Below are 21,469 nucleotides of genomic sequence, written 5' to 3'. Positions count from 1 at the left end.
CGGCGGGCGCCGGGGTCGCGGGGAGAGTCTCGCCGGCGGCGACGCCGGGCGCGGCGGCGTCCGGCACCAGCAGCGGCGCCTTGCCGACCAGGGCCGTCAGGCGTTCGATGCGGGCCGACTGGGCCGGGATGTCGACGGTGGACACGGCGCGCAGACGGTCCAGGTCGCCGTTGATGGCCTGTTGCAGGCTGGAGAAACGCGGCCGGTCGGCCCGCGCCAGGCGCGATTGCGCGGTTTCCAGCGCGACGATGGCGTTGGAGACGTTGCCGGCCAGGCGCAGCTGCTGGCTGCCGATGGTGAGCAGGCGCTCGACGTCGTTGGCCAGCAGCTCGTCGCTGGCGCTGTCGTTGAAGTTCTGCCAAGCCTGTTGCAGCGCGTTGTACTGGCTCTGGGTCTCGCGCACGCTGTCTTCGAGGTCACCCAGGCGGCCGGCCTGGGCTTGCGCCAGGGCCAGGGCTTCGCGGGTGTCCTTGCGCGCCTGCGCCACGTCGGCGGCCAGCGTGTCCAGTCGGGAGGCGACCTCGCGGCCGGCGGCGACGAACTGCGTGCGTTGCTGCCACAGGGCATAGCCCAGCCCGACGGCGAGCAGGATGACGATGATGAGGGCGGTGACCAGGGGGCCACTGCCGCGCTTGGCCGGACGGGCCTTGACGGAATCGGCCGGGGCCGATGCGGGCGCGCTGGCGCCCGGGGCGGCCGGGTGAACGGCCGGATCGGTAGCGGGAGTCTTGTCTGTCATGACGCGATTGTATTCGGTGTCAGTCCGAAGCAACGAATCAAGCAGCAACAAAAGCCTGGAAAATCGACTCGTCGTTGGGCAGGCAGATTTTTACCTTTGCTTGCGAACCCGGCCCGGATGCCGGCGACGGCACGCGCCGGGCCAGCGACGGATGGGTCAGGACAAAGCCGCAACCGTCCCACCAGGCGGCCAGCCCGGCCGCCCGCAACTGGTCGCGCACCGCGTCCGCGCCCTCGCCGCTGGTGATGAGCCAGGTGGCCGCCACGCCCTGCGCGGCCCAGCGCCGCAGGGGCACAAGCTCGGATTCGTCCCATTGTGCCGGCTCGCGCCGGTAAGCCGCGTGACGTGTCACGGCGACGCCATGTGACTGCAATTGTTCACTGAGCCAGTCGCGGCCCTGCGTGCCCCGCACCAGCAGCACGCGCGACGGCAGCCGCGGCAGGCCGCAAAGCACCTCCCAGAGCGCCTCGGAATCATGGCTGGCGGCCTGCTCGCCAGGGTGCAGGACTGTTGTATTCGCGCCAAAACACGGCAACCCGGCCAGCCCCGCCGCACTGGCCGGCCCGACCGTGGCGACGGCCGTGCCCGCGGGCCAGGCCGCCGGGCCATCGGCCCGCGCCAGTTGATCCAGGTACTGCCGGGCGGCGTTGCCGCTGACGAACACCACCATGTCGTAGCTCGCCGGCCGCGGCAGGTCCGCGGCGGCGACAGGCAAGGGGTGGATATCGAGCGCGGGCAGGATGCAGGGCGTCCAGCCGGCGGCGCGCAGGCGGTCGGCCAGCGCCTCATTGCGGCCGGCGGGCCGTGTCAACACGGCCACGCGCGGCGCTTGGGCGGCGGCCCCGTCCATCAGTCCTCGGGGGACGCGTCTTGCAGCAGCTCGTCGAGAATGGCCTGGGCGCCGGCATCGAACAGCTCGGCGGCGACCGCCTCGCCGATGGCCTGCGCCTGGTCCACCGGACCGCTGCGTTCGGCGCGCAGCGTGCGCGTGCCGTCGGGCGACGCCACCAGCGCGCGCAGCGTCAGCGTGCCGTCGTCGATTTCGGCGTAGGCCGCCAGCGGCACCTGACAGGAGCCGCCCAGCCGGCGCGACACGGCGCGTTCGGCTAGCGAGATCGAGGTGGCGGTGGCGTCGTTCAGCGGCGCCAGCCAGGCGCGCATGTCGTCGCGGTCATCGCGGATCTCGATGGTCAGCGCGCCCTGCCCGGCCGCCGGCAGGCAATCGGCCGGATCGAGCAGGCAGCGGATGCGGTCGGCCAGGCCCAGCCGGTTCAGGCCGGCGGCGGCCAGCACGATGGCGTCGTATTCGCCGCGGTCGAGCTTGCCCAGGCGGGTGTCGAGGTTGCCGCGCAGCGGCTTGACCACCAGTTGCGGGAAACGCGCGCGGATCTGCGATTCGCGCCGCAGGCTGGACGTGCCGACGACGGCGCCGGCCGGCAGGTCGGCCAGCGTGTCGTAGCGGTTGGAGACGAAGGCGTCGCGCGGATCGGCGCGATCGAGCACGGCGCACAGCTCGAACGGCGCCTGCAGATCGACCGGCATGTCCTTCAGGCAATGCACGGCCAGATCGGCGCGGCCGTCGAGCAACGCGGTTTCGAGTTCCTTGACGAAGAGCCCCTTGCCGCCCACCTTGGAAAGCGTGCGGTCGAGGATCTGGTCGCCTCGGGTCGTCAGGGTGAGCAGTTCAACCGCGCACGCCGGGTACAGCGTGCGCAGCCGATCGCGCACATGCTCGGCTTGCCACAGGGCAAGCCGGCTGGCGCGGGTCGCGATGACCAAGCGTTGCGGCAGAGACACGAGGCGTCATCGAACGAAGTGGGAGACGATGACCGTCGCCACAACGCCGAGGATGGCCAGCACGAACAGGCCCTGCAGGAGGCTCAGGCCTGATTCGGTTTGCTGGGGATCGGCGGATCTACGCAGACTCATGTACGGATTCCTTGGAGGCGGTTTTGCGGCTTGCCAGCCACCGTCCAAGGACAACAACGAGCAAGGCGCCGAAAATTTCTACGCCGATTTTAACCGCAGTGGGCTGGACGCCGAATTGACCTTCGACAAACACGTCCGTAATCAGCATGCCGCCCGCGATCCAGCCCAGCAGCGCCGCGCCGAAAGTCACCACCAGCGGATAGCGGTCGATCAGCTTCAGGACCAGCGTGCTGCCCCAGATGATGATGGGCACGCTCACGACCAGGCCGAAGACCACCAGGCCGATCTGGTGGTCGGCGTGGGCGTTCTGGGCGGCGCCGGCGATGGCGATGACGTTGTCCAGGCTCATCACGAAGTCGGCGATGATGATGGTCTTGATGGCGGCCACGATGGATGTGCCGCCCTTCACGTTGCCGTGGGCGTCATCCTCGGGCACCAGCAGCTTGACGCCGATCCAGACCAGCAGCAGGCCGCCCACCACCTTCAGGAACGGAATCGACAGCAGGGTCAGCGCGAAGGCGATCAGGACCACGCGCAGCAGGATGGCGCCGGCGGTGCCCCACAGGATGCCCTGCATGCGTTGCTTGGGCTCCAGGTTGCGACAAGCCAGCGCGATCACCACCGCGTTGTCGCCGCCGAGCAGGATGTCGATGAGGATGATCTGGAATACCGCTGCCCAACTCAGCGTCTGGAAAAACTCAAGCAATTTGAACCCCCGAAGGCATTTATCAAAATATAAAGGCCGGCCCCGTGCCGGCCAACCCGCCGCCGCGACGAGCGCGGCGGCGGGCTTGGAACAACTTATTATTGTAGTTCAGCTTTCAGTCAGCTTTCTGGCGCAGCAGCAAAACTTTGCCGATGGCCAGGACCAGCACCGCACCCAGCGCGCCGCACATGAGCGCGAAGCTGTGTTGCGTCATACCCAATGCCGCGTCGATGCGCGCCACCGGTTCCTGCAGGGCCGGATCGCCCACCAGCAATTCGCCGGCGATGAAACCCAGCAGCGCCGCGCCCACCCAGACGATGAGGGGGAAGCGCTCGATGACCTTGAGCAGCAGCGTGCTGCCGAAAATCACCAGCGGAATGCTGATCGCCAGACCCAGCACCAGCAGGGTCGTGTCGCCCATCGCCGCGGCGGCCACGGCCACCACGTTGTCCAGGCTCATGACCAGGTCGGCGATCATGATCGTGCGGATCGCGGTCAGCAGATTGCCATGATTCTTGCCGTCGCCCTCTTCCTCGCCTTCCGGCAGCAACAGGGTCACGCCGATGTAGACCAGCAGCAATGCGCCGATGAGCTTGAGCCACGGCAGCATCAGCAGCTTGGCGGCCACCAGCGTCAGCACGATACGCATGATGATCGCGGCGGCCGAGCCGACCACGATCGCTTTCTTTTGTTGCGCCGGCGGCAGCGAACGCGCTGCCAGCGCAATGACCACGGCGTTATCGCCCGACAGCAGAATGTTGACCCAAATGATCTGGAGCAACGCTAACCAGAATGCCGCTGAACTGAGTTCCATACCTCTCTTTCCTAGGACGTGATCCCCCTAGGACAAACCAAATGAATGGGTGAAAAAGACAAAAAGACGTACTGACCGTCTTGGTGCGAGCCCGACGGCATTCTTGCTGGGTACGTGCAGAATTTCTTTCATTATAGTTTCGTTCAGCTTTCCGTATGTTTCACCGGCCGCATCATGGACACGGGGTTTCCCTAGGAAAGAACGAAAAAAAGGCCCGCCGAAGCGGGCCTTCTTCATGCAACCAATCTTACAGCACCGACTTGAGCAGCTTGCCCATTTCGGAGGGGTTGCGCGTCGTGCGGATGCCGCAGGCTTCCATGACTTCCAGCTTGGCGTCGGCCGTGTCGGCGCCGCCGGAGATCAGCGCGCCGGCGTGGCCCATGCGCTTTCCGGGAGGGGCGGTGACACCGGCGATGAAGCCGACGACCGGCTTCTTCATGTTGTCCTTGGCCCACTCGGCGGCGTTGACTTCGTCCGGACCGCCGATTTCGCCGATCATGATGACGGCGTCGGTGTCGGGATCGTCATTGAACATCTTCAGGACGTCGACGTGCTTGAGGCCGTTGATGGGATCGCCACCGATGCCGACGGCGCTGGATTGACCCAGGCCCAGCTCGGTGACTTGCGCCACGGCTTCGTACGTCAGGGTGCCCGAACGGCTGACGATGCCGATGCGGCCCTTGCGGTGGATGTGACCGGGCATGATGCCGATCTTGATTTCGTCCGGGGTGATCAGGCCGGGGCAGTTCGGGCCCAGCAGCAGGGTCTTGCTGCCCTTGGCCTTCATGCGGTTCTTGACTTCCAGCATGTCACGGACCGGGATGCCTTCGGTGATGCAGATCACCAGATCCAGTTCGGCCTCGACGGCCTCCCAGATGGCGGCGGCGGCGCCGGCGGGCGGCACGTAGATGACGGACACGGTGGCGCCGGTGTCGGCCTTGGCGTCCTTGACCGACGCGAAGATCGGCACGCCTTCGAAGTCCTCACCGGCCTTCTTGGGGTTCACGCCGGCCACGAAGGCCGCCTTGCCGTTGGCGTACTCGCGGCACATGCGGGTGTGGAACTGACCGGTCTTGCCCGTGATGCCCTGGGTGATGACCTTGGTGTCCTTGTTGATCAGAATCGACATTTGTGAATCCTTGGATTTTCTTTGTACCGCCGGGCCGTCCCTAGGTGCAAAGCGCCCCCTTGGGGGGCAGCAAGCCACGAAGGGGCGCGGCGTGGGGGCATAGTTACTTGACGGCGGCTACGACGCGGGTGGCGGCTTCGGCCATCGTGTCGGCGCTGATGATCGGCAGGCCCGACTCGGCCAGCATCTTCTTGCCGAGTTCTTCGTTGGTGCCCTTCATGCGGACGACCAGCGGCACGTTCAGGTTGACGGCCTTGCAAGCGGCGATCACGCCTTCGGCGATGACGTCGCAGCGCATGATGCCGCCGAAGATGTTGACCAGGATGGCCTTCACGCTCTTGTTCTTGAGCATGATCTTGAAGGCTTCCGTGACCTTCTCGGCCGTGGCGCCGCCGCCGACGTCCAGGAAGTTGGCCGGCTCGCCGCCGAACAGCTTGATGGTGTCCATGGTGGCCATGGCCAGACCGGCGCCGTTCACCAGGCAGCCGATGTTGCCGTCGAGCTGGATGTAGGCCAGGTCGAACTTCGAGGCTTCGATTTCAGCCGGATCTTCTTCGTCCAGGTCGCGGTAGGCGACGATTTCCGGGTGACGGAACAGGGCGTTGGAGTCGAAGTTGAACTTGGCGTCCAGGGCGATGATGTTGCCCTTGCTGTCGCGGTTCAGGGGGTTGATTTCAACCAGCGAGGCGTCGGTTTCCATGTAGCACTGGTAGAGCTTCTGGAACACGTCCACGGCCTGGGCGGTCGAGTCGGCGGGCAGGCCGATCGCGTTGGCGATCTTGGTGGCTTGCTCGGCGGACAGGCCGGTCAGCGGGTCGATGTATTCGGTGATGATCTTCTCGGGGGTGGAGTGGGCCACTTCCTCGATGTCCATGCCGCCTTCGCTGGAGGCGATGAAGGCGACCTTCTGGGTGGCGCGGTCAGTGACCAGCGACACGTAGTATTCCTTCTGGATGTCGGCGCCGTCTTCGATGTACAGGCGACGGACCTTCTGGCCTTCCGGGCCGGTCTGGTGCGTGATCAGCTGCATGCCCAGGATTTCCGAGGCGAGCTTGCGCACGTCGTCCAGCGAGCGCGCCAGCTTCACGCCGCCGCCCTTGCCGCGGCCGCCCGCGTGGATCTGTGCCTTGACGACCCAAACCGGTCCACCCAGCTTTTCAGCGGCAGCCACGGCCTCGTCGACGGAAAGAGCGGGAATCCCGCGCGGCACCGGGATGCCAAATTGCTTCAGCAGTTCCTTGCCTTGATACTCGTGGATTTTCATGTGTTACCTGTCAGGACGTATGAGAAAGAGAAGGTGAATCGGAGGTCGAATCGGCCGATGCCTCAGCGCTACCCCCGGTGTACCACTTGGGATAGTGCTCAGCCACCACCGGGCCGTCGGTGCTCAGCGCATGACAGCCGTCCAGTTGGAATGGACGCCGGTTCGGGTTGCTTTCCTGCCGCCGGCGGTTGGCCATGGTCTGCACCGCCGCGGTGGGAAGCACCTGCGACAGCTCGGTCATGTGCGTACAGCCCTCGACATGGCCGAAGCGCTCCTTGACCTGGCGGCGGAACCCCTTGAGCAGGTTCATGCCGATCAGGTCAGCGTAGGCGGATTCGATGGCCATGCAGTGCTCGCCGTAGGGAGCGGCATCATAGACGGCCTGCGCCGCCACGATGGTGAAATCGCCATCGATGGTGATGCGCAGGTGCATATGGTGGATGGGTTGCCCCGCCTTGAACATCTCGCCGTCGCGCTTGGGAAAATCGTACGCCTTGACGTCGATGAGCTCGGCTTCCAGGTCCCACTTGCCGTCATCGCGCGCATACGACTGCACGCGTATGGAACGCGTGTGCAGCGGCTGGCGAGGACAATCCGGCGGTGGCAAGGGCATGCTTGGGGCCTGCGGGGCGAAGACGGCCGGCGCATGGTGCGCGGCAACAAAACCTTCAAAGTATAGCGCAGCCCGCCCTGCCCCGACCGTCAAAATGCGCGCCGCGAACGCCCGCCGCCCGGGCGGATCGCGCCGCGCCGCCTCAGCCTTGTGTCCACGGAGTGGCCGGACTGCCCATCCAGGCCTGGCCCGCCGGGATGCTTTCGCCCTTGAGCACCAGGGTCAGCGGCCCCAGGCGAGCGCCGTCCTCGACCCGGGTGTCGTACAGGATGGTGCTGCGCGGCCCGACATTGACGCCGTTGCCGATGCGGACCTGCCCGATCTTCATGACGCGGTCCTCGAACAGGTGCGTCTGCGGCCCCGACCAGGCGTGCAGCACCGCATCGTCCCCAATTGATACACAGTCGTACTCGGTGATGTCGGTGGTGTCCATGAACACCCGCTTGCCGATGCGCGCGCCCATGCAGCGCAGGGCCAGCGGCAGCCAGGGCGTGGCACGCAGGAAGTTGAAGAAGTTCGGCACCGCGATCGACTCGTACAGGCTGGTCACGGCCTCGCTCTTCCACACGAACGGCGTCCACATCGGCTCGGCGTGCGGCCGGTAACGGCCGATCAGCAGCCACTTGAGCGCCACCAGGAACAGGAAGGTGCCGACGCCGTACAGCACGCCGGCCAGCATCAGTTCGTCGAACGCCGCCACGAAACCGTCGCGCACCGCGATCGGGATGACCTTCATGACCGTCAGGTAGCCCACCGCGATCACCACCGCCAGCGGCAGGATCATGCGCATCAACTCGACCGCGCCGCGCGCCACCTTGCGGCCCAGGCTGGGACGGAAGGTCAGGTGGTCGGGGAAGCCCGCCGCCTGCTCGCGCGCAGGCAGCGCCAGCGGCGGATTGCCGAGCCAGGTCTGGCCGCTGGCCATGCGGGCGTTGGCCGGCGCCCGGCTCTGCACCCCGATCAGCACGTCGTCGGGCAGGACCGAGCCATCCGGCACGTAGGCGCCGTTGCCGACAAAACTGCGGTTGCCGATGACGGTGGGCCGCATGGTCATCCAGCCGCGGTCGATTTCTTCGTCGCCCAGCATCACGCCGTCGGCGATGAAGCTGTCGCGGCCCAGCGTCAGCATGTCGGGCACGATGCCCATCGCGGTCGAGATCTCGGTGCCGGGCCCGACCTTGGCGCCCAGCAGCCGGTACCAGGTGCCGGCATAGATGGAGGCATACAGGCCGTGCAGCACGCTCAGGCTGGACTCCTGGATCTGGTTGGTGAGCCAGCGCCGCAGGTAGATCTGGCCATAGACCGGCCAGCGTCCGCCGCTCAAGCGCGGCAGCAACGCCCAGCGCAGCATGGCCGAGACCAGCACGGTCAGGAACAGCAGCAAGGCGCTGGCCGGCAGGGCCAGCAGCAGATAGGCCAGGAACGCATTCGGCCACCAGACGCGCGAGCCCATCAGGTCCAGCCAGCGCGCGTCGATCCAGTCGATCAGCACGAAGCTGGGGAACACCGGCATGAAGAACAGCGCCGCGATCAGCGTGCCGCCGGCGGCGTAGGCCAGCATGTCCAGCCGCGCCCAGCGCCCTTCGCGCACCGGCCGCTCGGGCAGTTCGGGGGCGCGCGCCTGCGGATCGTGCCGCGCCGGCGCGCCGCTCCAGATCTGGCCGGCGGGGATGCGCGAGCCGGTCGCCAGCGACGACAGGCCGTCGAGCCGGCCGTCGTCCTCGATGGTCACGTCGCCCTGCACCACCGCATACGAACCGACGTAGGCGTTCCGGCCCAGCGTGATGGGCGCCACGACCCAGTGCGCGCCGTGCACCTCGAAGTTCTCCAGGTTCACCGCCGCGCCGACGCTGGCGCCATCGCCCACCGTCAGCAGGTCCGGGGCCCGCACCGAAATGCGGCTGATGGCGGCGTCGCGGCCGATGCGCGCGCCCAGCGCGCGCAGGTACCAGGCCTGCAGCGGCGAACCCGCCAGCAGGTGCGCGGGCGGAATGTCGAGGATGCGGTCGACCAGCCACCAGCGGTAGAAGGTCCAGCCGTAGAGCGCATAGCGGCCCGCCTTGAGACGGCCCAGGATGCCCCACTTGCAGACCACCGCCACGCCGAAGCTGAGCAGGTTGCAGGCCAGGTAGCTGGCGATCGACAGCGCCACCGCGCGCCACACCGAATCGCCCTCGTCGCCGGTGAAGTAGTGGTAGGTGAAGAACGGCGTCAGCCAGATCAGCATGCGCACGCCGATCAGGAGCGGCAGCACCGCCAGCTGCGCCAGGCCGCAGGCCCAGCGGCGCCATTCCGGCGCGCGCTCGATCGGCGCCTGCTGGACCGGCGCCGCCGCGGCCGCCGATTCGGCCGCCAGCGCGTCGAGCCGCGCCGCCAGCGCGCCCAGCACGGAATGCTGGTAGAGCTCGTGCATGGTCAGCGCGGAAAACTGCGGATGCTTGCGCAGCGACGACACCAGCCGGGCCGCCAGCAGCGAATGGCCGCCCAGGTCGCGGAAGAAATCGCTGGCCAGCCGCAGCGGCTGGCCCGGGAACAGCGGCCGCAGGGCCTCGAACAAGGCGTGCTCGGCCGGCGAGACCGGCGTGTCGTCTTCGCCGCTGGGCTCGGATGCGGTGGCCAGCTCGCGCGCCTTCAGCGCCTTGCGGTCGATCTTGCCCGAGGTCAGGCGCGGCACTTCGGCCACCAGTTCGAAGCGGGCCGGAATCATGTAGGCGGGCAACTCCGCGGCCAGCGCGGCGCGCAGCGCGTGCGGATCGAGCCGCGCGTCGCCCTCCGGCGTCAGGAACGCCACCAACTGGTCGATGCCCGCCAGATCGCGCAGCACCACGGCGGCGGCCCCGACGCCGGCCTGCCGATACAGCGCGGCCTCAATCTCGCCCAGTTCGACGCGAAAGCCGCGCACCTTGACCTGGTCATCGCTGCGGCCCAGGCACTGGATCTGGCCGTTCTCGTCGATGCGCGCCAGGTCGCCGCTGCGGTACATGCGGGTGTCATGGTCGCCGCTGGGACGCGGGTTGGCCAGGAACTTCTCGGCCGTCAGTTCGGGACGCCCCAGGTAGCCGCCGGCGACGCCGGGGCCGGTGATACAGAGCTCGCCGGTCTGCCCCTGCGGCAGCACCGCGCCGTCGTCGCCGCGGATCAGCATGCCGTAGTTGGGCAGCGGCGTGCCGATGGTGACGGGCTGGCCGGGCAGCAGCTCGGCGAGGCTGGCCGACACCGTGGTCTCGGTCGGGCCGTACGTGTTGAACAGGCGGCGGCCAGGCGTGGCCCAGCGCTGCACCAGGAATTCCGGGCACATCTCGCCGCCCAGGTTGACGATGCGCAGGCCCGGCACGTCGCGCGCGAACAGCGCCAGCAGCGTCGGCACCGCGTGCAGCACGGTCACGCCCTCGCGCACCAGCGCGTCGGGCAATGCCTCGGGATCGGTGGTCAGCATCTTGGGCGCCACCCACAACGTGGCGCCAACCAGGTAACTGATCCAGATTTCCTCGAACGACATGTCGAAGGCCACCGAGAAGCCCTGGTAGACCTTGTCGCCATGGCGCACGCCCAGCACTTCGTTCTCGCTGCGCAGGAAATGGCAGATGCTGGCCTGGCTGATCGGCACGCCCTTGGGCTTGCCGGTGGAGCCGGAGGTATAGATCACGTAGGCCGGGTGCTCGGGCAGCAGGCCGTCGCGCCGACGCAGCGGCGCATCGACCGCCACCGACAGTTCCCAGGTGGTCCAGGTGATCATGCCATCCAGGCGCACGTCCCCGCCCGCGACCAGGCCGCGCGCGCCCGCGTCCTGCAGGCACACCAGCATGCGGTCGGGCGGCGTGTCGGATTCGAACGGCAGCCAGGCCGCGCCCGCCTTGGCGATGGCGGCCTGCATGACGAGCAGGTCGTCGCCGCGCGGCAGGCACAGGCCGACGATATCGCCCGGCCGCACGCCGGCCTCGATCAGGTGGTGCGCGGCCAGGTCGGCGCGTCGCCCGAGCGTCTCGTAGGTGAGGGTTTGATCCAGCCAATGAATGGCCGCGGCGGTGGGATACCGCAGGATCGTGGCTTCCAGAATATCGGGCAGCGTCTCCGCGGCAAGCAGATCCGGCCGATAGGGGCCTTGGAGAATCATAGGTACGGCGACAATCCAGCAGAAAGGATGTTGTGCCTATTGACCCACAAGGCGCGATTTCGTTCAAGCGCCAATGAAAAAAACCCCTGTGCCGTGCGTCCCGCGCACAACACAGGGGTTCCGGGTTGCCGGACCCGGAAGGCCGGCCCGGACGCCTCCGGGCCGCGGCCCGACCGGCCGCCGCCGATCAGGGACCGCCGATAAGGGACCGCCGATCAGGCGGCGTCGCGCAGGGCGCGGGCGGCTTGCACCATGCCGATCAGCGCGGCTTCGGTCTCGGGCCAGGCACGCGTCTTCAGGCCGCAATCCGGGTTGACCCACAACCGCTCCTTCGGCAGGCGGGCGGCGGCTTTCTGCATCAGGCCGACCATCCAGTCCACGTCGGGCACGTTGGGCGAGTGGATGTCGTAGACGCCCGGGCCGATGTCGTTCGGGTAGCGGAAGTCCTCGAACGCCTTGAGCAGTTCCATGTTGGAGCGCGACGTCTCGATCGTGATCACGTCCGCGTCCATGGCGGCGATCGATTCGATGATGTCGTTGAACTCCGAATAGCACATGTGCGTGTGGATCTGCGTCTCGTCGCGCACGCCGGCGGTCGACAGGCGGAAGCAGTCCACCGCCCAGTCCAGGTACGCCTGCCAGTCGGCGCGGCGCAGCGGCAGGCCTTCGCGGATGGCCGGCTCGTCGATCTGGATGACGCTGATGCCGGCGGCTTCCAGGTCCACCACTTCGTCGCGCAACGCCAGCGCCAGCTGGCGGCAGGTCTGTTCGCGCGGCTGGTCGTCGCGCACGAACGACCACTGCAGGATGGTGACCGGACCGGTCAGCATGCCCTTGACCGGCTTGTCGGTCAGCGACTGGGCGTACGAGGACCAGCCCACCGTCATCGGCGCGGGGCGGGCCACGTCGCCGAAAATGATCGGCGGCTTGACGCAACGCGAGCCGTAGCTCTGCACCCAGCCATTCCTGGTGAAGGCGAAGCCGGCCAGCAGCTCGCCGAAGTACTCCACCATGTCGTTGCGCTCGGGTTCGCCGTGCACCAGGACGTCCAGGCCGACCTTCTCCTGGAAGCGGATCACTTCCTCGATTTCCTTGCGGATGGCGGTCTCATAGCCCGAATCCGTCAGCGCGCCCGACTTCCAGTCGCGGCGCAGCGCGCGGATCTCGGCGGTCTGCGGGAACGAACCGATGGTGGTGGTCGGATAGGCCGGCAGGCCCAGCTCTTCCTGCTGGCGGGCGATGCGGCCGGCGAACGGCGCGCGGTCACGCGACACGCTGACCGACGCGGCCATGCGCTGCGCCACGGCGGGGTTGTGGATGCGGGTCGAGGCGCGGCGCGCGGCCAGGGCGGCGCGCTGCCTGGCCAGGCCTTCCTGCACGCCGGCATCGGCGCCGCCGTCCAGCGCGCAGCCCAGCAGACTCAACTCTTCCAGCTTCTGCGCGGCGAACGACAGCCAGCTCTTGAGCTCGGCGTCCAGTTCGGTTTCGTTGGCCAGGTCCACCGGCACGTGCAGCAACGAGCACGACGGGGCCAGCCACAGGCGGTCGCCCAGTTGCTGCCGGACCGGCGCCAGCGTGGCGATGGCGGCGTCCAGGTCGGTGCGCCAGATGTTGCGGCCATTGATGACGCCTGCGGACAGCACCTTGTCGGCGCCCAGGCCGGCCAGCACCTCGGCCAGTTGCCCGGGGGCGCGGACCAGGTCCACGTGCAGGCCAGCCACCGGCAGGCCCAGCGCCGTGCCCAGGTTGTCCTTGAGGCCGTCGAAGTAGGTGGCGATCAGCAGCTTGACCGGGCTGGCCGACAGCGTGGCATACACCTGCTTGAAGGCGTCGCGCCAGGCCTGCGGCAGGTCCAGCACCAGGATCGGCTCGTCGATCTGCACCCATTCCACGCCCAGCTTGGCGAAGCGCGACAGCACTTCTTCATAGACGGGCACCAGATTGGCCAGCAGTTGCAGCTTGGCCGCGTCGGCCGCGCCGTCGGCGAAGGCGTCGCCCTTGCCCTGGAACAGCCAGGTCAGCGGCCCCGGGATCACCGGCTTGACCGCATGGCCCAGCGCCTGCGCTTCGCGGATCTGCTCGAACAGCGACTCGCGGGCGATGCGGAAGGTCTGCCCCGGCACCAGCTCCGGCACGATGTAGTGATAGTTGGTGTCGAACCACTTGGTCATTTCGCAGGCGGCGGCGGGATTGCCCGACGGCGCGCGGCCGCGGCCCATGCGGAACAGCGTGTCCAGCGAAACCGGCTCATTGTCCTTCTGGCCGAACCGCGCGGGCACGGCGCCCAGCAGCGTGGTCCATTCCAGGATCTGGTCGTACCAGGCGAAATCGCCCACGGGCACGAACTTGACGCCAGCGGCGGCCTGCACCTTCCAGTGCTGGGCGCGCAGCTCGCGGCCGGTCTGTTCCAGCGCTTCGCCGGTCTGCTTGCCAGCCCAGTAGGCTTCGACAGCGCGCTTCAGTTCACGCTGGGCACCAATGCGGGGGAACCCCAAATTATGAATCGTAGTCATGGCAATCCCGTCGTTAGACAAAATCTGTTCAAGTGCCAGCCATTCTGAGGCCAAAGCAAAATGAATCAAAATCAATGTCTACATCCATAAGATGAGAAAACCTCATACAATATGAGTCCATTCCCTCCGGGGCCGGCAGCCCCGGCCGCTGGATTGCCGTGCCATCCTCACCGTTACCGCTCCAATGCTGGAAATCCGCCATCTCGAAACGCTGACCGCCATCCGTGAAGGCGGCAGCCTGCAGGAAGCCGCCGACCGCCTGCACCTGACCCAGTCAGCCCTGTCCCATCAACTGCGCGACCTGGAGACCCGGCTGGGCACGCCGCTGCTGAACCGCCGCACCCGCCCCGCTCGCCTGACCACCGCGGGCCTGCGCGTGCTGGCGCTGGCCGACGAAGTGCTGCCGCGCATCCGCGCCACCGAACGGGAACTGCAGCGGCTGGCCGCCGGCCGCACCGGCCGCCTGCACCTGGCCATCGACTGCCATTCCTGCTTCCAGTGGCTGATGCCGGCGCTGGACGCGTTCCGCGTGCAATGGCCGGACGTGGCGCTGGACCTGTCGGCGGCGTTCTCGTTCGCCCCCCTGCCCGCGCTGGTGCGCGGCGACCTGGACCTGGTCATCACGTCCGATCCGCAGCAGCTGGACGCCGTGGAATACCTGCCGCTGTTCAAGTACGAGCTGGTGCTGGCCGTGTCCGAATCGAATCCGCTGGCCGGCAGCAAGTTCGTCATGCCGGACCAGCTCGCCGACCAGACGCTCATCACCTATCCGGTGGACAAGCAGCGCCTGGATATCTTCACGGCATTCCTGGATCCCGCCGACGTCGAACCGGCCGCGATCCGCAAGGCCGAGCTGACGCCCATCATCGCGCAGCTGGTGGCCAGCAATCGCGGCGTCGCGGCCCTGCCCAACTGGGCCCTGACCGAATACATGAACCAGGGTTGGCTGCGCCTGTGCCGCCTCGGGCCGCAGGGTGTGTGGCGCACCTTGTACGCGACGGTGCGCAGCGAGGACACCGACGCCTCGTACATCGACGAATTCCTGACGCTGACGCGCGACGTCTGCTTCAAGACGCTGAGCGGCATCAAGTCGGCGAAATAAGCGCGGCAGCCGGCGCATGCCGCCGCGCTGCCTGCCAGGCGGGCGGCTCAGTCGTCGTCGCCCGCCCCCAGGATGCGGCGGATGACGTCGTGCGCGAAACCGCGGCTGGCCAGGAAGCGCGCCTGCTTGGCATAGGCGGCGCGATCCTCGGGTTTCGCGCCGAAGCGCTTTTGCCAGACCTCGAGCGCGCGCGCGTATTCGGTGGCGCGCAATTGCTCGCGCAGTTCGGACACCTGGGCGTCGTCCACGCCGTGCTGGCGCAGTTCCTGCACGATGCGCGCCGCTCCCTGGCGCGAGGCGCGGCGATGCACCAGGCTTTGCGCGAAGCGCTCGGTAGACAGCCAGCCTTCCTTTTCCAGCGCGTCCAGCACCCGCTCGACTTCGTCGGGATCTTCGGCGTGGGGCGCGAGTTTGCGCGCCAGTTCATCGCGGGCATGTTCGCGCCGCGACAGATAACCGACCGCGCGCATCTTCAGGGATGGCCCCTTGGGAGGGGTGCGGGGCTTGTCTTCGGACGACGGCGCGCCCTCGCCCGCCGCATCGGCATCGCCCCCCTTGCCACGCCGACCGCGCCCGCCGGCCGCGCGCCGCTCGGAACTGCGCTGCCACTGCGAGGCCGGCGCGCCCCCGTCTTCCGGCGCCGCGCCCTCCGGCTCATGGCCGGACGCGGCGGCGGATTCAGCGGCCCGCCGCAGGTCCGACGTGCGGCGCAAGCCCTCGGGCTTGGCCACGGTCTCGAACTCATCGTCCAGCTTGGCGCGCAAGCGATCGGCGGACGTGACGGGCGGTTTCCAGCTCATGCGCTTCCTCTATGTGCCAGCGGCAGGCCTCCCGGAACGGGAGCCTGCCGCTGGCGGCCGGGCTGGCGGGCCCGGCGCAATCCGATGATGGCGCGACGATTACTCGTCGCTGTCGTCTTCGGCGGTGGGCACGAATTCCGCGGCGCGGCTGACGATGCCCTGGTTCTCGCGAACACGGTTCTCGATCTCGATCGCCAGTTCCTTGTGTTCCTTCAGGTATTCACGGACGTTGTCCTTGCCCTGGCCGATGCGGTTGCCGTTGTAGCTGTACCACGCGCCGGACTTGTCCACCACGTTGGCGGCCACGCCCAGGTCGATGATTTCGCCTTCGCGCGAGATGCCGGCGCCGTACATGATGTCGAACTCGGCCTGCTTGAACGGGGGCGCGACCTTGTTCTTGACCACCTTGACGCGGGTTTCGTTGCCGACGACCTCGTCGCCCTTCTTGATCGAGCCGATGCGGCGGATGTCCAGGCGCACCGAGGCGTAGAACTTGAGCGCGTTGCCGCCGGTGGTGGTTTCGGGGTTGCCGAACATCACGCCGATCTTCATGCGGATCTGGTTGATGAAGATGACCATGCAGTTGGTCTTCTTGATGGTGGCGGTCAGCTTGCGCAGCGCCTGGCTCATCAGGCGGGCCTGCAGGCCGGGCAGCGAATCGCCCATTTCGCCTTCGATTTCGGCCTTGGGCACCAGGGCCGCGACCGAGTCGACCACGATCAGGTCGACCGAACCCGAGCGCACCAGCGCGTCGGTGATTTCCAGCGCCTGCTCACCCGTGTCCGGCTGCGAGATCAGCAGGTCGGCCAGGTTGACGCCCAGCTTCGAGGCGTACTGCACGTCCAGCGCGTGTTCGGCGTCGACGAAGGCGCAGGTGCCGCCGATCTTTTGCATTTCAGCCACGACCTGCAGGGTCAGCGTGGTCTTGCCCGAGGATTCCGGACCGTAGATTTCCACCACGCGGCCGCGCGGCAGGCCGCCGACGCCCAGCGCGATGTCCAGACCCAGCGAGCCGGTCGACACCACCTGGATGTCGTGCGAGACCTCGTTGTCGCCGTAGCGCATGATCGAGCCCTTGCCGAACTGCTTTTCGATCTGCGAGAGCGCGGCGGCCAGCGCCTTGGCTTTTTCCGAAGCGGCGGCCTTGGTGGTTTTGTCGTCCATGTAGTGTCCTGTCGGGTCTAGGTCTGTAACGTATCGGGTGTCGGGCGCGGCACGGATACCGGTCAGCGCGCGGGTTGTCGCAAGGGGTTGATCGAAACGGCGCCGAAGCGGTGGGTCCAGGCTGCAATCGGCACCGATCAGAAAGCGATAGCGCAGATTATGGCATCGGATTGTACTGTACAAAAAAACAGTGTGCCACAGTTTTCCACGTATTCCCTGAGTGGGCAAGCCCGGTGCCGTATGACAGAATCGAGGAAAAAACTGGCGCTATGTCCCCATTGCGCTCCCGGCACGCCGCCCCGGCACTCCACCGAGGGCGGCACGCGTGCGTCGCTCACCCGGCGCGCCCTACTTCTTTTCGACAGCCCATGCGCATTCTGATCGCCGAAGACGACAGCATCCTGGCCGACGGCCTGTCACGCTCGCTGCGTCACAACGGCTACGCGGTCGACGCCGTGCGCGACGGCCTGGCGGCCGATTCGGCGCTGGCGGCCCAGGCCTTCGACCTGCTCATCCTCGATCTCGGCCTGCCGCAACTGGCCGGCCTGGAGGTGCTGCGGCGGCTGCGGGCCCGCAACTCCGCCCTGCCCGTCCTGATCCTGACCGCCGCCGACAGCATCGAGCAGCGCGTCAAGGGGCTGGACCTGGGCGCCGACGACTACATGGCCAAGCCGTTCGCGCTGTCCGAGCTGGAAGCGCGCGTGCGCGCCCTGACGCGCCGCGGCGCGGGCGGCGGCGCCACGCTGCTCAAGCACGGCCGGCTGGTGTTCGACCAGACCGGGCGCGTGGCGATGGTTGACGACCAGACGCTGGACCTGTCCGCGCGCGAAGTCAGCCTGCTCGAGATCCTGCTGACCCGCAGCGGCCGCATGGTCAGCAAGACCCAGCTGGTCGACCACCTGTGCGAATGGGGCGAAGAAGTCAGCACCAATGCCATCGAGGTCTACGTGCACCGCCTGCGCAAGAAGCTCGAACCGAGCGGCGTGAAGATCGTGACGGTGCGCGGCCTGGGCTACTGCCTGGAACGGGATCAGGGTGCGGCCTACCTCGCCAGCTGAACCGCCACAGCCGGAGGCGCTCAACCAGGAAGCGCTGGATGTGATGCAGGCCGGGGCCCGCGGCCCCAGCTTCGCGCCGCCGCAGCGCTCGCTGCTGGGCGAGATCCTCGACTGGATGCTGGCGCCGCTGTTCCTGCTGTGGCCGATGAGCGTCGCCATCACCTACGTGGTGGCGCAGAACATCGCCAACGTGCCCTATGACCGCGCGCTCGCCAACAACCTGCACGTCCTGACGCGCCAGGTCCACGCCCAGGACGGCCGCGCGGTGCTGCGGATGACCGACCCGGCGCGCGACGTGCTGCGCGCCGACGAGACCGACAGCGTCTTCTGGCTGGCGCTCGGCAGCCGCGGCGAATACCTGGGCGGCGACCGCGCCCTGCCCCTGCCCGCCTCGGTCGGGCAGCCGCGCCCCGGCGAGGTGCAGTACGAAGACGACACCCTGCGCGGCTTCGGCGTGCGCCTGGCCTTCACCTGGGTCGACCTGAACCTGCCCAACACCCAGCCGGCGCTGCTGATCGTGGCCGAGACCGTCGAGAAACGCACCCAGCTGGCCAACGACATCATCAAGGGCGTGATCATTCCGCAGTTCGTGGTGCTGCCGATCGCGGTGCTGCTGGTGTGGTTCGGGCTGTCGCGCGGGGTCGCGCCGCTCAATGCGCTGCAGCAACGGCTGCGGGCGCGCCGGCCGGACGACCTGTCGCCGATTGACGAACGCGCCGCGCCCTCCGAGATCGCGCCGCTGGTCGCGGCCATGAACGACCTGCTCGACCGGCTGTCGGACAACGTCCAGGCGCAGCGCCGTTTCGTCGCCGATGCCGCGCACCAGTTGAAGACCCCGCTGGCGGGCCTGCGGACCCAGGCCGAACTGGCCCTGCGCGACGCCAGCCCCGAGGAAATGCAGGCCAGCCTGCGCCAGCTGGTGACCGGCTCCGAACGCGCCACCCGCCTGGTGAACCAGTTGCTGCTGCTGGCGCGGGCCGAAAACCCCAGCGCCATCGGACTGGCCGCCACCGACCTGAACGCCATCGCCTACGAACAGGCGATGCACTGGGTGCCGCACGCGCTGTCGCTCGGCACCGACCTGGGCTTCGAAGGGTCGGAGACCCCGGTCGAGATCAACGGCAACCCGCTGCTGCTGGCCGAACTGCTCAACAACCTGGTGGACAACGCGCTGCGCTATACGCCGCGCGGCGGCCACATCACAGTGCGCGTGCAGGCGCAGGGCGACCAGGGCGTGCTGGAGGTCGAGGACTCCGGCCCCGGCATCGCGCCGGAGGAGCGCGAACGCGTGTTCGACCGCTTCTACCGCGTGCTGGGCACGCTGTCGGACGGCAGCGGACTGGGCCTGGCCATCGTCCGGGAGATCGCGCAGAAGCACCAGGCCACCGTCGTGGTCACCGACCACCCGACCCCGCACTCGAACCTGCCGGGCACGCGCATCCGGGTCGTCTTCCCGCTCTACGTCGAACCCGTCGACGACCTCGGCGACTGAGCCCCCCACCCCGCCTGAACCCCTGACGGGCGCCTCGCGCCGCCCCAGGCGTTTTCCCGCCCGGCGCCGTCGCGCGCCGCGCTTGCCGCCACGCGAGTTCCCCGTTCCGTCCCTAGGACTATCCCTAGCCTGCCCAGGGATGTTTACTTTTTGTTTCAAATTTAAGATTCAGGTAAGGGTCACGTCAGAACCTCGTCAGCCTCGCGCCCCAACCTTGCGATAGCTCGATGTCGGTCTCGCCGGCGGAGGGTCAAGCACGGCGGAAAACCGCCGGCCAGAAAAATCGAGGAGACATCATGAGCACAACTACCATGGCAGGTCGCGGTCCATCCGCGAATCCGCGCCCGATGACCAAGGATGAACGCCGCGTCATCTTTGCCTCGTCGCTGGGCACGGTGTTCGAGTGGTACGACTTTTATCTGTACGGTTCGCTGGCGGCCATCATCGCCCAGCACTTCTTCTCCGGCGTGAACCCGACCGCGGGCTTCATCTTCGCGCTGCTGGCCTTCGCCGCCGGCTTCGCGGTGCGTCCGTTCGGCGCGCTGGTGTTCGGCCGCCTGGGCGACCTGGTCGGACGTAAATACACCTTCCTGGTCACCATCGTGCTGATGGGCCTGTCCACCTTCCTGGTGGGCGTGCTGCCCAGCTACGCCAGCATCGGCCTGGCCGCTCCCGCCATCCTGATCGTGCTGCGCCTGCTGCAAGGCCTGGCGCTGGGCGGCGAATACGGCGGCGCCGCGACCTACGTCGCCGAGCACGCGCCGCACGGCCGCCGCGGCTTCTACACGTCGTGGATCCAGACCACCGCCACGCTGGGCCTGTTCCTGTCGCTGCTGGTGATCCTGGGCATCCGCACGGTCATGGGCGAAGACGACTTCAAGGCCTGGGGCTGGCGCATTCCGTTCCTGATCTCGGTCGTGCTGCTGGGCATCTCGGTGTGGATCCGCCTGCAGCTGAACGAATCGCCGACCTTCCAGCGCATGAAGGAAGAAGGCAAGGGTTCGAAGGCCCCGATCGCCGAATCGTTCGGCCAATGGAAGAACCTGAAGGTCGTGATCCTGGCGCTGCTGGGCCTGACCGCCGGCCAGGCCGTGGTCTGGTACACGGGCCAGTTCTACGCCCTGTTCTTCCTGACGCAGACGCTGAAGGTCGACGCCAACACCGCCAACATCATGATCGCGATCGCGCTGCTGATCGGCACGCCGTTCTTCGTGATCTTCGGCGCGCTGTCGGACAAGATCGGCCGCAAGCCCATCATCATGGCGGGCTGCCTGATCGCCGCGGCGACCTACTTCCCGATCTTCCAGGGCCTGACGCACTTCGCCAACCCCGCGCTCGAAAAGGCGCAGGCGACTGCCCCGGTCACGGTCATCGCCGACCCCGCCACCTGCTCATTCCAGTTCAACCCGGTGGGCACCTCGTCGTTCACCAGCTCCTGCGACGTGGTCAAGTCGTTCATGGCGCGCAATTCGGTGAACTACAAGAACGAAGCGGCCCCGGCGGGTTCGGTCGCCAAGGTCAAGATCGGCAATGACGAGTTCGCCTCGTTCGACGGCAAGACCATGGCGCCGGCCGACTTCAAGGCCAAGGCCGCCGAACTGGACAAGGCCCTGACCACCGCCATCCGCAGCCACGGCTACCCCGCCAAGGCCGACCCGGCGCAAAGCAACAACGTCATGGTCGTCGTGCTGCTGACCATCCTGGTGATCTACGTGACCATGGTGTACGGCCCGATCGCGGCGATGCTGGTGGAAATGTTCCCGACCCGCATCCGCTACACCTCGATGAGCCTGCCCTATCACATCGGCAACGGCTGGTTCGGCGGCTTCCTGCCCCCGGTCGCCTTCGCCGTGGTGGCCGCCACCGGCAACATCTACGACGGCCTGTGGTACCCGATCATCATCGCGGTCATGACCCTGGTCATCGGCACGCTGTTCGTGCGCGAATCCAAGGACAACGACATCAACGCCTAAACGACCATCCCCCGCCGGGCGGGACTGCTGCGCCTGCCCGGCCTTTCAAAAGCTCCCCT

Annotated in this window: 17 protein-coding genes; 4 read left to right on the top strand and 13 right to left on the bottom strand. The window is 67.6% G+C overall.

All coding sequences use genetic code 11. From position 1 onward, the window contains the following. From H0523_RS16530 to metE, 11 genes are all read right to left on the bottom strand, one after another. The coding region (locus H0523_RS16530; RefSeq protein WP_180180092.1) for a uroporphyrinogen-III C-methyltransferase at positions 1–739 on the bottom strand (739 nt) is incomplete at its 3' end. A 37-nt stretch (positions 740–776) separates the two neighbouring features. Then, positions 777–1,589: a uroporphyrinogen-III synthase gene (locus H0523_RS16525; RefSeq protein ID WP_054433338.1), complete on the bottom strand. Its 813-nt coding sequence runs from the start codon at positions 1,587–1,589 to the stop codon at positions 777–779. Beyond that, positions 1,589–2,536 carry a hydroxymethylbilane synthase gene (gene hemC, locus H0523_RS16520; RefSeq protein WP_054433339.1) on the bottom strand — a complete coding sequence of 316 codons (948 nt, stop codon included), beginning with the start codon at positions 2,534–2,536 and terminating at the stop codon, positions 1,589–1,591. The genes H0523_RS16525 and hemC overlap by 1 nt, the downstream gene beginning before the upstream one ends. Positions 2,537–2,542: 6 nt before the next feature. Beyond that, a complete protein-coding gene (locus H0523_RS32295) occupies positions 2,543–2,668 on the bottom strand; it encodes a hypothetical protein (RefSeq protein ID WP_006393755.1) in 126 nt (41 codons plus the stop codon). Then, positions 2,655–3,374: a TerC family protein gene (locus H0523_RS16515; RefSeq protein ID WP_054433340.1), complete on the bottom strand. Its 720-nt coding sequence runs from the start codon at positions 3,372–3,374 to the stop codon at positions 2,655–2,657. The genes H0523_RS32295 and H0523_RS16515 overlap by 14 nt, the downstream gene beginning before the upstream one ends. Before the next feature lie 115 nt (positions 3,375–3,489). After that, positions 3,490–4,188, bottom strand: a complete 699-nt coding sequence (locus H0523_RS16510) for a TerC family protein (RefSeq protein ID WP_054433341.1) — start codon at positions 4,186–4,188, stop codon at positions 3,490–3,492. 247 nt (positions 4,189–4,435) lie between these two features. Further along, positions 4,436–5,317, bottom strand: a complete 882-nt coding sequence (gene sucD / locus H0523_RS16505) for a succinate--CoA ligase subunit alpha (protein ID WP_013392545.1) — start codon at positions 5,315–5,317, stop codon at positions 4,436–4,438. A gap of 103 nt (positions 5,318–5,420) precedes the next feature. Next, positions 5,421–6,581 (bottom strand): ADP-forming succinate--CoA ligase subunit beta, encoded by a 1,161-nt coding sequence (gene sucC / locus H0523_RS16500; protein ID WP_054433342.1) that lies wholly within the window; start codon positions 6,579–6,581, stop codon positions 5,421–5,423. A gap of 10 nt (positions 6,582–6,591) precedes the next feature. Beyond that, the gene (locus H0523_RS16495; protein ID WP_035360118.1) at positions 6,592–7,194 is read right to left on the bottom strand and encodes a DUF2889 domain-containing protein; all 603 of its coding nucleotides are present in this window, start codon (positions 7,192–7,194) and stop codon (positions 6,592–6,594) included. Positions 7,195–7,336: 142 nt separating this feature from the next. Then, complete coding sequence (locus tag H0523_RS16490; RefSeq protein ID WP_054433343.1) at positions 7,337–11,308, bottom strand: Pls/PosA family non-ribosomal peptide synthetase; 3,972 nt, start codon at positions 11,306–11,308, stop codon at positions 7,337–7,339. Between the two features lie 215 nt (positions 11,309–11,523). Further along, positions 11,524–13,821 carry a 5-methyltetrahydropteroyltriglutamate--homocysteine S-methyltransferase gene (gene metE / locus H0523_RS16485; RefSeq protein ID WP_054433344.1) on the bottom strand — a complete coding sequence of 766 codons (2,298 nt, stop codon included), beginning with the start codon at positions 13,819–13,821 and terminating at the stop codon, positions 11,524–11,526. Positions 13,822–14,005: 184 nt separating this feature from the next. On the opposite strand from metE, the gene H0523_RS16480 reads away from it, so the two are divergent. Further along, a complete protein-coding gene (locus tag H0523_RS16480; RefSeq protein ID WP_054433345.1) occupies positions 14,006–14,923 on the top strand; it encodes a LysR family transcriptional regulator in 918 nt (305 codons plus the stop codon). A 47-nt stretch (positions 14,924–14,970) separates the two neighbouring features. On the opposite strand, the gene recX is transcribed toward H0523_RS16480, so the two are convergent. Together recX and recA are read right to left on the bottom strand one after the other, a co-directional pair. Further along, on the bottom strand, positions 14,971–15,723 hold the full coding sequence (gene recX / locus H0523_RS16475) for a recombination regulator RecX (protein WP_054460548.1): 753 nt from the start codon (positions 15,721–15,723) through the stop codon (positions 14,971–14,973). A 99-nt stretch (positions 15,724–15,822) separates the two neighbouring features. Then, entirely contained in the window at positions 15,823–16,887 is a 1,065-nt protein-coding gene (recA, locus tag H0523_RS16470) for a recombinase RecA (RefSeq protein WP_006393746.1), read from the bottom strand. A 368-nt stretch (positions 16,888–17,255) separates the two neighbouring features. On the opposite strand from recA, the gene H0523_RS16465 reads away from it, so the two are divergent. From H0523_RS16465 to H0523_RS16455, 3 genes are all read left to right on the top strand, one after another. Further along, the gene (locus H0523_RS16465) at positions 17,256–17,945 is read left to right on the top strand and encodes a response regulator transcription factor (RefSeq protein WP_006393745.1); all 690 of its coding nucleotides are present in this window, start codon (positions 17,256–17,258) and stop codon (positions 17,943–17,945) included. Between the two features lie 115 nt (positions 17,946–18,060). Further along, on the top strand, positions 18,061–19,437 hold the full coding sequence (locus tag H0523_RS16460; RefSeq protein WP_156350393.1) for a sensor histidine kinase: 1,377 nt from the start codon (positions 18,061–18,063) through the stop codon (positions 19,435–19,437). 311 nt (positions 19,438–19,748) lie between these two features. Beyond that, a complete protein-coding gene (locus tag H0523_RS16455) occupies positions 19,749–21,410 on the top strand; it encodes an MFS transporter (protein WP_054433347.1) in 1,662 nt (553 codons plus the stop codon). Positions 21,411–21,469 lie beyond the last annotated feature (59 nt).

The sequence above is a fragment of the Achromobacter insuavis genome (genome assembly GCF_902859645.1).
Lineage (GTDB): Bacteria > Pseudomonadota > Gammaproteobacteria > Burkholderiales > Burkholderiaceae_B > Achromobacter > Achromobacter insuavis.
The sequence above is the reverse complement of the archived record's forward strand: the minus strand, read 5'-3'. Positions and strand labels throughout refer to the sequence as shown.